The following is a 13,077-nucleotide window of genomic DNA, read 5'->3' as shown; positions in this document are numbered from 1 at the left end:
CCACCACCCTCGCCTGACCTCCCGCCCGTGCCCGCTCGGAGGCTCCGACGCGGTACGGAGGGGCGCGCGCGTGCTCGGAGGGCTCCGGCGTGCACCTCGAACACCGGTGGGAGCCTCCGAACGCGCCGGCTCCGCTCCCCCGCGCGCGCGGGTTCCGCGAGCGGGAGCGCGAGCGGGAGCGCGAGTCAGCGGTGGCGCGGGAGCACGGGGAGCGGGGCCGCGCCGACCCACGCGGCCAGCAGCGGCCGCACGTCCGCCCGCGCCACGTCCGCCGCGCACGCCTCGAACGCCGCCGTGGTGACGGTGCCGTGCCGGTGCCGCGTCGTCCACGCCCGCAGCACGTCGAAGAACGCCGCGTCCCCGAGGTCGAGCCGCAGGGCGTGCAGCGTGAGCGCCCCGCGCTTGTAGAGCCGGTCGTCGAACATGAGGTCGGGGCCGGGGTCGCCGATGACCAGGTCCTGCGGCAGCCCGGCGAGGCGCTGGCGCACGGTGCGGGCCTGCGCGTCGGCGGACCGGCCGCCGGCGTGCTCCTCCCACATCCACTCGGCGTACGCGGCGAAGCCCTCGTGCAGCCAGATGTCCCGCCAGGTCGCGGCGGTGAGGCTGTTGCCGAACCACTGGTGCGCGAGCTCGTGCGCGACCAGCCGCTCGGTCCCGCGCTGGCCGTCGACGTGGTTGGCGCCGAACACGGACAGGCCGTGCGCCTCCAGCGGGATCTCCAGCGGGTCGTCGGTGACCACGACGTCGTACCGGGCGAACGGGTAGGGCCCGAACCGGTCGACGAACAGCTCCATCATCGCGGGCTGCCGCGCGAAGTCGTGCGAGCGCGCGGCCCGGAGCCGGGCCGGGGCGACGACGTCCTGCGGGACGGGTCCGGCCGCGAGCGCGGCGCGCTCGTACCGCCCGATCTGCACCGTGGCGAGGTACGGCGCCGTCGGCTCCCGCTGCTCGAACTCCCAGCGCACCCGGCTGGACCGCTGCCGGCGGGAGACGAGCGCGCCGTTGCAGACGACCTCGTAGCCGACCTCGGTGGTGACGGCGATCCGGAACGCGGCCTTGGCGCAGGGCCGGTCGTCGCACGGGAACCAGGAGGGCGCGCCGTCGGGCTGCCCGGCGACGATGACGCCGTCGGTCAGCTCCTCCCAGCCGACGTCGCCCCACGGTCCGCGACGCGGTGCCGGGCTGCCGCCGTAGTGCACCTCCACCGTGAGCGACGCGCCGGCCGCGACCGGGCGGGCGAGGCGCACCTCCAGCCGGCCGTCCCGCACGGCGAACCGCCCGGGCCGCCGCCCGTCGACGAGGACGCGGGACACCTGCAGGCCGACCAGGTCGAGCGCGAGCCGGTCCAGGTCGGCCGCGGCGGTGGCGTGCACGACGGCGCGCGCGTCCAGCCGGTTGGTCGCGACCCGGTAGTCCAGGTCCAGGTCGTACCGGGTGACGTCGAGGCCGCCCGGCCCGCGGTTGGGCAGGTACGGGTCCACCCCGGCCGGCACGTCCGGCGCCGTGGGTCCCGGCGCCCCCGGGTCAGCCGTCACGCGGTCACCGGCGCGACCGGGTTGCCGGTCCAGCGGGTGCCGGCGGGGATGGACTCGCCGCGCAGCACGAGGGAGGCGGGGCCGACGGAGGCGCCCGCGCCGAGGCCCGCGGCGGGCAGGACCACCCCGTGCGGGCCGACGCTCGCGCCGTCGTCCAGGCGGACGGTGTCGATGCTCATCACCCGATCATGGAACAGATGCGTCTGGAGCACGCACCCGCGGTTCACGGTGGCCCCGTCCCCGAGGGTCACGAGGTCCGCCTCGGGCAGCCAGTACGTCTCGCACCAGACCCCGCGGCCGACGCGCGAGCCGAGCGCCCGGAGCCACAGGTTCATCGCCGGCGAGCCCACGGTGGCGGGGCCGAGCCACGGCACCGCGACCACCTCGAGGAACGCGTCGGCGAGCTCGTTGCGCCAGATGAACCCGCTCCACAGCGGGTGCTCCCCCGCGCGGATCCGGCCGACGAGCGCCCACTTGGCGACCACGGCCACCGCGCACGCCACGACCGCGGCACCCACGACGACCACCGGCGACAGCAGCGCGGCGACCCCGAGGCCGCGGCCGTGCGCGACCTCGCTGAGCACCAGGAGCACCGCGACGCCGATCCCGAACGCCACGACGACCGCGAGCAGCCGGCACGCCTCGACCAACGCCCGGGCGACGCGCAGCCGCGCCGGCGGGTCGAAGGTGCGCGAGGTGTCGGCGTCGCCGGGCGTGCGCCGCAGCGGCTCCGGCGGCGACCCGAGCCAGGACGTGCCGGGCTTGGCCCGCTCGGGCGCGCCGGACAGCACCGCGACGAGGCCGCGCTTGGGCACCGCCCGGCCCGGGGCGATCATCCCGGAGTTGCCGAGGAACGCGAGCTTGCCGACCTTCGCCCGCTCGACGCGCAGCCAGCCGCGCCCGAGCTCGTACGACCCGATCAGCGTGTCGTCGGCGAGGAACGACCCCGCGCCGACCGAGGTGAGCGACGGGAGCATGAGCACGGTCGACGCCTCGACGTCCCGGCCGACGCGCGCGCCGAGCGCCCGCAGCCACAGCGGCGTCAGGGTGCTGGCGTACAGCGGGTAGAGCGTGCTGCGGGCGTCGTCCATGAGCCGCTGGGTGGCCCAGACCTGCCAGCCGACGCGGCTGCGCACCGGGTGGTGGCCCTCGGCGACGCCGGTCCCGAGCAGCCGGACGCCGACGAGCGTGACCAGCGCGAGCACCGCGAACGACGCGAGCGCGGCGAGCGGCACGGCGCGCAGGGCGTCGTCCCACGCGCCGCCCCAGGACCCGGCGTCCCGCACGCCCGCGGCGACGACGAGCAGCCCGACGGTCGCCGCGACGACCGGGAGGGCCGCGAGCGCGGCGGCCGTGACCCCGTAGACCGCGACCCAGCGGCGCCCGCGCGGGGCCCGGCCCGCGGGCCAGGACTCGGCGGCCGGGCCGACGAAGGCGGCCGGGGACCCGGCCCACAGCTCGCCGGGCGCGACGCCCTGGAGCACCGCCGAGCCAGCCGCGACCTGCGCGCCCTGCCCGATCCGGACCCCGGGGGCCAGCGTGCTCCGGGTGCCGACGGTCGCGCGCTTGTCGATCCGCACCCGGCCGACGTGCAGCACGTCGCCGTCGAGCCAGTGCCCGCGCAGGTCGACCTCCGGCTCGACGGCGCACCGGTCGCCGAGCGTGAGCAGGCCGGTGACCGGCGGGGCGGTGTGCAGGTCGACGTCGGCGCCGACCTTCGCCCCCAGCGCGCGGGCGTAGACAGCGGTCCACGGCGCGCAGGACAGGTTCTCGGCCCCCGCGGCCGCCGCCCAGCTCTCCGCGAACCAGAGGCGCAGGTGCACCGACCCGCCGCGCGGGTACCGCCCCGGCCGGAGCCCCCGCAGCAGGGTGCGCGCGACCAGCACGGTCGACCCCATCCGGCCGAGCGGGCTGATCAGCAGGACCCAGCCGAGGGCCAGCCACCACCACGACGCGGGCACCGGCGCCAGCCACGGCACGGCCTCGGTGACCGCGAGGAGCTGCTCGGCGGCCAGCAGCCAGGTCAGCCAGCGCAGCCCGACCAGCGCCGCGAGCGGCACGCCGAGCAGCGTCTGGACCACCCTGGCGCGGCCGGGGGTCGGCACCACCACCCGCTGCGAGGCGGGCGCCGCGGGTTCGAGCTCGTCCAGCCGGCGCGCCAGGTCGGCCAGCCGCGGGTACTCGTAGACGTCGGCGACGGTCACGGTGCCGAACCGCTCGCGCAGCGCGGACACCAGCTGCGCGGCGACCAGGCTGCCGCCGCCGGCGTCGAAGAAGTCGTCGTCCGGGCCGGACACCGGGGCGCCGAGCGCCGCGGTCCACCGCTCCGCGACCCACGCCGCGGTGGGCGTCAGCCCGGCGACGGCCCCGCCGCCCGCGTCCCCGCCGCCGGCCGGTGCCCCGGCGCCGGGCAGCGGCCACGGCAGCGCGTCCCGGTCGACCTTGCCGGACCCGCGGGTCGGCAGCGCGTCGACGACGCCGAGCAGCGGCACCAGCGCCGCGGGCAGCACGGCCCGCAGCCGGGCCCGGGCGTCGGCGAGGTCGAGCGTCGCGCCCTCGGCCGGCACCAGGTACCCGGCGAGGACGGCGGTCCCCGCGGGCGTGCGCCGCACCGCGACGGCCGCGCCCACGACGTCGGGCAGCGCGCCGAGCGCCGCCTCGACCTCGCCGAGCTCGATCCGCCGGCCGCCGATCTTGACCTGGTCGTCCGCGCGCCCGACGAACAGCAGCCCCGCGCGGTCCAGCCGGACCACGTCGCCGCTGCGGTACGCCCGGTCCCAGCCCAGCGCCGGCGCGGGCGCGTACTTCTGCGCGTCCTTCGCCGGGTCGAGGTACCGCGCGAGCCCGACGCCGCCGATGATCAGCTCGCCCGTCTCGCCGTCGGCGACCGGCGTGCCGTCCTCGCCGACCACCGCCAGGTCCCAGCCGTCCAGCGCCAGCCCGATCCGGACCGGGCCCTCGCCGGTCAGCCGCGCGGCGCACGCGACGACCGTCGCCTCGGTGGGCCCGTAGGTGTTCCACACCTCGCGGTCGGGCGTGACGAGCCGCGCGGCGAGCTCCGGCGGGCACGCCTCGCCGCCGAAGATCAGCAGCCGTACGCCCGCCAGCTCCTCGGGCCGCCACAGGCCCGCGAGCGTCGGCACCGTGGAGATGACGGTGATCCCCTGGGCGACCAGCCACGGCCCGAGGTCCATGCCGGTGCGGACCAGCGCGCGCGGCGCGGGCACCAGGCAGGCGCCGTGCGCCCAGGCGAGCCACATCTCCTCACAGCTCGCGTCGAACGCGACGGACAGCCCCGCGAGCACCCGGTCCCCCGGGCCGAGCGGCGCGCCGGCGAGGAACAGCCGCGCCTCCGCGTCGACGAACGCGGCGGCCGACCGGTGCGTCACGGCCACGCCCTTGGGCGCCCCGGTCGACCCGGAGGTGAAGATGATCCAGGCGTCGTCGCCGAGCCCCGGGCCGCGCACCGCCGCACCCGGCCCGCGGCGCCGGCCGGCCGCCACCAGCGCGGGCAGGTCGCCCTCGGCGAGCACCCGGTCGACCGCGGCCTCGGCAAACACGGTCCGCGCGCGCTCGTCCGGGTCGTCGACGTCCACCGGCACGTACGCCGCGCCCGCCACCAGCACCGCCAGGATCGCCGTGTAGAGCTCCGCGGTCCCCGACGGCACCCGCACGCCGACCCGCGACCCGGGACCGATGCCCTCGGCCGCCAGCGCCGCCGCACCGGCCCGCACCACGGCGTCCAGCTCCGCGTACGTCAGCACGGTCGAGCCGTCGTCGAGCGCCGGGGCGTCGCCGTGCGCCGCGACCGTCGCCGCCAGCACGTCCGCGAGGGTCCGCGGGGGCGCCGCCAGCCCCGACCGCAGCAGCCCGTCCGGTTCGCCCACGTGTTCCTCCCGCCCGTCGGCCGCGCCTCGTCCCGGGCGGCCGACCGGCACTGTGACACAGCCTCCCCGCCCGGGTCGCGGCGGCCCGGGCCCGTTCACCGAGGCGTCGCCCGGTGTTCGCGTCCCGGTCATACCCCGTCGCGTCGGGGCAGGCCCGGAGATCTGGGAAGATGTGTGCCCATGACCGACCTGTCCCCCGCCGCCACGCCCGCCGCACCCCCGACGACCGCCGCCGCGGCCGTACGCGCGGTGCGCGAGGTACCGGACCGGGTGTCGCTCGACGGCGTCGAGGACCGCTGGGACGGCGCGTGGACCGAGCAGGGCACGTACGCGTTCGACCGGTCGAAGACCCGCGAGCAGGTGTACTCCATCGACACCCCGCCGCCCACCGTCTCCGGCTCGCTGCACGTGGGCCACGTGTTCTCGTACACGCACACCGACGTCGTCGCCCGGTACCGCCGGATGCGCGGCGCCGAGGTGTTCTACCCGATGGGCTGGGACGACAACGGCCTGCCCACCGAGCGCCGCGTGCAGAACTACTTCGGCGTGCGCTGCGACCCGTCGCTGCCGTACGACCCCGACTTCACGCCGCCGCACGTGGGTGGCGAGGGCAAGAGCGTCAAGGCCGCCGACCAGGTGCCGATCAGCCGGCGCAACTTCGTCGAGCTCTGCGAGCGGCTGACCGTCGAGGACGAGCAGCAGTTCGAGGCGCTGTGGCGCCGGCTCGGCCTGTCGGTCGACTGGTCGCGCACCTACCAGACCATCTCCGCCGAGGCCCGCGCCGTGGCCCAGCAGGCGTTCCTGCGCAACCTCGCCCGCGGCGAGGCGTACCAGGCCGAGGCGCCGGGCCTGTGGGACGTGACGTTCCAGACCGCCGTCGCCCAGGCCGAGCTCGAGGCGCGCGACTACCCGGGTGCGTTCCACAAGGTGGCGTTCCACCGCGACGGCGCCGACCCGGTGTACATCGAGACCACCCGCCCCGAGCTGCTGCCCGCCGTGGTCGCGCTCATCGCGCACCCGGACGACGAGCGCTACCAGCACCTGTTCGGCACCACGGTGACCAGCCCGCTGTTCGGCGTCGAGGTCCCCGTGCTCGCCCACCCGGCCGCCGAGCCGGACAAGGGCGCGGGCATCGCGATGTGCTGCACCTTCGGCGACCTGACCGACGTGCAGTGGTGGCGCGAGCTGCAGCTGCCGACCCGCTCGGTGATCGGCCGCGACGGCCGCCTGGTCCGGGACACCCCGGACTGGATCACCGACGAGGCCGGCCGTGCGCTGTACGGCGAGCTCGCGGGCAAGACCACGTTCTCGGCGCGCGAGGCGGTCGTGGCCGGCCTGCGGGAGTCGGGCGACCTGGACGGCGAGCCGCAGGCGACCCAGCGCAAGGCGAACTTCTTCGAGAAGGGCGACAAGCCGCTCGAGATCGTGACGTCCCGCCAGTGGTACATCCGCAACGGCGGCCGCGACGCCGACCTGCGCGAGCAGCTGCTGGCCCGGGGCACCGAGCTCGGGTTCCACCCCGACTTCATGCGGGTGCGGTACGAGAACTGGGTCGGCGGCCTGAACGGCGACTGGCTCGTCTCGCGCCAGCGGTTCTTCGGCGTGCCGTTCCCGGTCTGGTACCCCGTCTCGGCCGAGGGCGAGGTCGACCACGACCACCCGATCCTCCCGACCGAGGACCAGCTGCCGGTCGACCCGTCCTCCGACGTCCCCGCCGGCTACACGGCCGAGCAGCGCGGCGTCCCCGGCGGCTTCGTGGGCGACCCCGACATCATGGACACCTGGGCCACGTCGTCGCTGTCCCCGCAGATCGCGGGCGGCTGGCGCACGGACCCCGACCTGTTCGAGCGGGTGTTCCCGATGGACCTGCGCCCCCAGGGCCAGGACATCATCCGGACCTGGCTGTTCTCGACGGTCGTCCGCTCGCACCTGGAGCACGGCAGCCTGCCGTGGAAGGACGCGGCGATCTCGGGCTGGATCCTCGACCCCGACCGCAAGAAGATGTCGAAGTCGAAGGGCAACGTCGTCACGCCGATGGGCCTGCTCGAGGAGCACGGCTCGGACGCGGTCCGGTACTGGGCGGCCTCGGCCCGGCTCGGCACCGACGCGGCGTTCGAGGTCGGCCAGATGAAGATCGGCCGCCGGCTGGCGATCAAGGTGCTCAACGCGTCGAAGTTCGCGCTGTCGTTCGGCCCCGCCGCGCAGGGCGCGTCCGCGCTGGACGCCTCTCTGGTGACGGTGCCGCTGGACCGCGCGATGCTCGCGGGCCTGGCCGACGTGGTGGACCGCGCCACCGCGGCGCTGGAGGCGTACGACCACACCCGCGCCCTGGAGCTCACGGAGACGTTCTTCTGGACGTTCTGCGACGACTACCTGGAGCTGGTGAAGGACCGCGCGTACGGCGCGGGCGCCGAGGCGTCCGACGTCACGCCCGAGACCGCGTCGGCGCGCGCCGCGCTGAACGTCGCGCTCGACGTGCTGCTGCGCCTGTTCGCGCCGGTGCTGCCGTTCGCGACCGAGGAGGTCTGGTCCTGGTGGCGCGCGGGCTCGGTGCACCGCGCGCCGTGGCCCGTCGCGGAGCCGCTGCGCGCGGCGGCCGGCGACGGGGACCCGGCCGTGGTCGCCGCCGCGGGTGCCGCGCTCGCCGCGCTGCGCAAGGTGAAGTCCGAGGCCAAGGTCTCGATGCGCACCGAGATCCTCCGGGCCCGCCTGGAGGTGCCGGCCTCGCTGCTGGCCGGCGTGCAGGTGGCGCTGGGCGACGTCCGCGCCGCGGGCCGCGCCACGGGCGACCTGGACGTCGTCGAGGTGCCGGACGCCCCGGACGCGACGGTCGTGGCCCGGGACGCCGAGCTGCTGCCGCCCGAGCCGAAGCAGAAGCCCACGGCCTGACGACCGCGAGCCGTTCGAGGGGCGCGCCTCCCACCCGGGGGGGCGCCCCTCGTCGTCGTGTGCGCCACCGTGCGGGCGCGCGCCGGCGTGGCAGTCTGGGACCCTCGTCCCCATCGGGACTGGTTATGCATACGTATCGTCGGGAATGTATAGTCTTGCGGCCGGTCTTCCCCCACCAGGAGTCACCCATGCGCACCCGCACCCTCGCCACCCTGCCCGCCGCCGTCGCGGCGGCGCTGCTGCTCGCCTCCTGCGGCGGCAGCGGTGACGACGCCGCCTCGTCCGAGGGCGGGGTCCAGCTCGTCTCCGACGGCACCCTCACCGTCTGCACCAACCCGCCGTACGAGCCGTTCGAGTACGAGGAGGACGGCGAGGTCGTCGGCCTCGACATCGCGATCGTGAACGAGGTCGCCACCGACCTGGGCGTCACGCTCACCACCAAGGTGACCCCGTTCGAGGGCATCCAGTCCGGCGCGGACCTCAACACGGACAACTGCGACGTGGTCGCCTCCGGCATCACGATCACGCCCGAGCGCCAGGAGAAGATCGACTTCTCCGACCCGTACTTCGACGCCGACCAGGGCCTGCTGGTCCCGGAGGGCTCGGACCTCGACAGCGTCGAGGCGCTCGAGGGCAAGACCATCGGCGTGCAGCAGGCGACCACCGGCGAGACCTGGGCCACCGACAACGGCCTGCAGACCGTCCAGTTCGAGGACCTCGGCCTGCAGATCCAGGCGCTCAAGACCGGCCAGGTCGACGCGGTCGTCAACGACATCGCGGTGCTCGGCCCGTACGTCTCCGAGGGCTTCGAGGTCAGCGCGAACTTCTCCACCGGCGAGCAGTACGGCCTCGGCGTCAAGCAGGGCAACACCGCGCTGCTCGACCAGATCAACGACACGCTGGCGCGGATCCGCGAGGACGGCACCTACGACGACCTCTACACCCAGTACATCGGCACCGCGCCGATGAGCTCGGACACCGCCTCGGCCGAGCCGAGCCCGTCGGACGGCTGACGTGACGACCACGTCGTCGACGCCGGCGCCCGGGACGCTGCCCGCGTCCCGGCGCCGGTGGAGCCCCCGCCGGCGGCAGCGGGCGTTCCGGCTCGCCCAGTACGCGCTGCTGGTGATCGTGCTCGTGGCGGTCGCGCTCGCGATCGACTGGGAGAACGTCGGCACCAACTTCTTCAACGCGCAGGCCGCGAGCGACATCGCCGCGCTGATCCCCGCCGCGTTCCTCAAGACGCTCGAGTACACCTTCGCCGGGTTCGCCGTCGGCCTGTCGCTCGGCACGGTGCTCGCGCTCATGCGGCTGTCGTCGGTCGGGCTCTACCGGTGGCTGGCGATCGTCTACATCGAGTTCTTCCGCGGCATCCCGGCGCTGCTGGTCGTGATCTCGTTCGGGTACGCCGTGCCGATCGCGTTCGGCGTCAACATCCCGTCGGTCACCGTGAAGGCCGCGCTCGCGCTCGGCCTGGTGTCCGCCGCGTACATCGCCGAGACGCTGCGCGCCGGCCTGCAGGCCGTCCCGAAGGGGCAGGTCGAGGCCGCCCGGTCGCTCGGCATGTCGCACGGGCGCACGCTGCGCCAGGTCGTCGTGCCGCAGGCGTTCCGGATCGTGCTGCCGCCGATGACCAACGAGTTCATCCTGCTGACCAAGGACACCTCGCTGGTGTTCCTGCTCGGCCTGGCGACCAGCCAGTACGACCTGACCAAGATCGGCCGCGACGCGCTGAACAGCGCGCAGGGCGGCCTGACGCCGCTGTTCGTCATCGGCGCCTGCTACCTGCTCATCACGCTCCCCCTGGGCCAGCTCGCCCGGTACCTGGAGAAGCGCACCGGCGCGAGGAGCCGCACATGACCGCCACCTCCCCCACCGGCACCCCCGTGGTCCGGATCGCCGGCCTGCGCAAGGCGTTCGGCGAGCGCGAGGTGCTCACCGGCATCGACCTCGACGTGCACGCCGGCGAGGTCGTCTGCGTCATCGGCCCGTCGGGCTCCGGCAAGTCGACGCTGCTGCGCTGCGTGAACCTGCTGGAGGAGCCGACCGGCGGCGCCGTCGAGGTGCTGGGCGTCGACGTCACCGACCCGGACGTGGACATCGACCAGGTCCGGACCCACGTCGGCATGGTGTTCCAGCAGTTCAACCTGTTCGCGCACAAGACCGTGCTGGAGAACTGCACCATGGCGCAGCGGGGCGTGCTCAAGCGCTCCGCCGCGGAGGCGGACCGGATCGCCCGGGCCAACCTGGAACGCGTCGGCCTCGCGGACCGCGCGGACGCGCACCCGGCGCAGCTGTCCGGCGGGCAGCAGCAGCGGGTCGCGATCGCCCGGGCGCTGTCGATGGACCCGCAGCTCATGCTGTTCGACGAGCCGACCTCGGCCCTCGACCCGGAGCTCGTCGGCGACGTGCTCGGCGTCATGCGGGACCTGGCGGACGGCGGCATGACGATGATCGTCGTCACGCACGAGATGGCGTTCGCCCGCGACGTCGGCGACCGCGTCGTGTTCATGGACGGCGGGGTGATCGTCGAGGACGGCCCGGCGGACCAGGTCATCGGGGCGCCCCGCGAGGCGCGCACCCGGACGTTCCTGCAGCGGGTGCTCGACCCGACGCACACCGACGTGGCCTGAGCCGCACGCACGCACGACCCGGACCGGGTCGTCGGGATCCCACGACCCCGGCGGCCCGGTCTTGTCGTCACGGGTCCCGGGTGGGTGGACGGGCGGCCGATAGCATGACGGGAACGGTCGTCGCCGCTCGTCAGCGCGGTGCCGCCCGGACCCCGATCCCCGCACCAGGAGCACCGATGCGCGAGTTCAGCGCCGACACGCCCGCCCCGCACGACCCCGCGCTCAACGTGCCCGGCCTGCTGCTGCGGCGTCTGGCGCGCGGCGCGTCGAGCGTGATCTTCGAGCGGTCGACCGGTCTGGGCGGCTCCTGGGCGCCGGTCACGGTCGCCGAGTTCGTCCGGGAGGTCACGGCGCTCGCGAAGGGGCTCGTCGCGCGGGGCCTGGAGCCGGGCGACCGCGTCGCGATCATGTCGCGCACCCGGTACGAGTGGACGCTGACCGACTTCGCCGTGTGGTTCGCGGGCGGCGTCGGCGTGCCGGTCTACGAGACGTCCTCGGCCGAGCAGGTCGAGTGGATCCTGTCGAACTCCGGCGCCTCGCTGGTCGTCGTCGAGACCGCCGCGCACGCCGCGGTCGTCGGCCAGGTGCGCGAGGCCGTACCCGCGGTGCGCGAGGTCGTGGTGATCGACGAGGGCGGGCTCGCCGACCTGGTCGCCGCCGGCGCCGGCGTCGAGGACGCCGAGATCGAGCGCCGCCGGTCGCTGGCCACCGCGGCCGACCTGGCGACGATCATCTACACCTCCGGCACCACCGGCCGGCCCAAGGGCGTCGAGCTGAGCCACGGCAACTTCGTCGACAACGCCCGCAACGGCGTCGCCGCGCTCACCGAGGTCTGCGCGACGCCCGGCTCCCGGACGCTGCTGTTCATGCCGCTCGCGCACGTGTTCGCGCGGTTCATCCAGATGGTCGCGATCGAGGCCGGCTCGCCCCTGGGCCACACCCCCGACACCCGGAACCTGCTCGCCGACTTCGCGTCGTTCCGGCCGACGTACATCCTGGCCGTGCCGCGGGTGTTCGAGAAGGTCTACAACTCCGCCGAGCAGAAGGCCGGGCACGGCGCGAAGCTCAAGCTGTTCCGCTGGGCCGCGAAGGTGTCCATCACCTACTCCCGCGCCCTCGACACCGCCTCCGGGCCGTCCGCGCAGCTCAAGGCAGCGCACGCCCTCGCCTCGTCGCTCGTGCTGCGCAAGCTGCGCGACGCGATGGGTGGCTCGCTGCGGTACGCGATCTCCGGCGGTGCCCCGCTCGGCGAGCGGCTGGGCCACTACTACCGCGGCCTCGGCCTCGTCGTGCTCGAGGGCTACGGCCTGACCGAGACCACCGCGCCGTCCGCGGTGAACCGCCCCGGGCTGATCAAGATCGGCACCGTCGGCCCCGCCTACCCCGGCACCTCCCTGCGGGTCGACGACGACGGCAACGTGTTCGCCAAGGGCCCGCACGTGTTCCGCGGGTACCACGACAACCCCGAGGCGACGGCCGAGGTGCTGGACGCCGACGGCTGGTTCGCGACCGGCGACATCGGCACCCTGGACGACGACGGCTACCTGCGGCTCACCGGCCGCGCCAAGGAGCTCATCGTCACCGCGGGCGGCAAGAACGTCGCCCCCGCCGTGCTGGAGGACCGGTTCCGCGGCCACCCGCTGGTCAGCCAGGTCGTCGTCGTCGGCGACGGCCGCCCGTTCATCGGCGCGCTGGTCACCCTCGACGCGGACATGCTGCCCGGCTGGCTGTCGATGCACGGCCTGCCGCCCATGGACGTCCGCGCCGCGGGGCGGCACCCCGAGGTGCTCGCCGCGCTGGACCGCGCCGCCGCCCGCGCGAACGAGGCCGTGTCGCGCGCCGAGTCCATCCGCAAGGTGCGCGTGCTGGACGGCGACTTCACCGAGGCCAACGGCTACCTGACCCCGTCGCTCAAGGTGAAGCGCGCGCTGGTGCTCAAGGACTTCGCCGCGGACGTCGACGAGCTGTACGTCGACACGCGGGAGAAGTGACCGCGCCGGTCCGACGGACCGGTCCGACCACGGGTTTTTCACCCGCCGTTCGGCGGACGGCGCGCACAGCCGGCCCCTAGGTTCGCGATCGCGCGCGGCAACGGCCGCGTGCCCGCACGAGCCACCTGGAGCGCCCTGTGTC

General features: G+C 75.2%; 7 protein-coding genes. 5 read left to right on the top strand and 2 right to left on the bottom strand.

The window, feature by feature from the left end; translation table 11 throughout:
* Nucleotides 1-185: 185 nt before the first annotated feature.
* Together G6556_RS11930 and G6556_RS11925 are read right to left on the bottom strand one after the other, a co-directional pair.
* Nucleotides 186-1,535 (bottom strand): M1 family metallopeptidase, encoded by a 1,350-nt coding sequence (locus G6556_RS11930; protein WP_166941564.1) that lies wholly within the window; start codon nt 1,533-1,535, stop codon nt 186-188.
* A complete protein-coding gene (locus G6556_RS11925) occupies nt 1,532-5,422 on the bottom strand; it encodes a Pls/PosA family non-ribosomal peptide synthetase (protein ID WP_346774856.1) in 3,891 nt (1,296 codons plus the stop codon). Before G6556_RS11925 ends, G6556_RS11930 begins: the two co-directional genes overlap by 4 nt.
* Before the next feature lie 180 nt (nt 5,423-5,602).
* Here G6556_RS11925 and valS point away from each other — a divergent pair, with 180 nt between their 5' ends.
* The 5 genes from valS (at nt 5,603) to G6556_RS11900 (ending at nt 12,935) form a co-directional block, all read left to right on the top strand.
* Nucleotides 5,603-8,311, top strand: coding sequence for a valine--tRNA ligase (valS, locus tag G6556_RS11920; RefSeq protein WP_166941560.1), 2,709 nt, complete (start codon nt 5,603-5,605; stop codon nt 8,309-8,311).
* 188 nt (nt 8,312-8,499) lie between these two features.
* The gene (locus tag G6556_RS11915; RefSeq protein WP_166941558.1) at nt 8,500-9,324 is read left to right on the top strand and encodes a transporter substrate-binding domain-containing protein; all 825 of its coding nucleotides are present in this window, start codon (nt 8,500-8,502) and stop codon (nt 9,322-9,324) included.
* A 1-nt stretch (nt 9,325) separates the two neighbouring features.
* A complete protein-coding gene (locus G6556_RS11910; protein WP_346774855.1) occupies nt 9,326-10,171 on the top strand; it encodes an amino acid ABC transporter permease in 846 nt (281 codons plus the stop codon).
* Nucleotides 10,168-10,944: an amino acid ABC transporter ATP-binding protein gene (locus tag G6556_RS11905; RefSeq protein ID WP_166941556.1), complete on the top strand. Its 777-nt coding sequence runs from the start codon at nt 10,168-10,170 to the stop codon at nt 10,942-10,944. Before G6556_RS11910 ends, G6556_RS11905 begins: the two co-directional genes overlap by 4 nt.
* A 176-nt stretch (nt 10,945-11,120) precedes the next feature.
* Nucleotides 11,121-12,935: an AMP-dependent synthetase/ligase gene (locus G6556_RS11900; RefSeq protein WP_166941554.1), complete on the top strand. Its 1,815-nt coding sequence runs from the start codon at nt 11,121-11,123 to the stop codon at nt 12,933-12,935.
* Nucleotides 12,936-13,077 lie beyond the last annotated feature (142 nt).

The organism is Cellulomonas sp. IC4_254 (genome assembly GCF_011603975.1).
GTDB lineage: Bacteria > Actinomycetota > Actinomycetes > Actinomycetales > Cellulomonadaceae > Cellulomonas.
The sequence above is the reverse complement of the archived record's forward strand: the minus strand, read 5'-3'. Positions and strand labels throughout refer to the sequence as shown.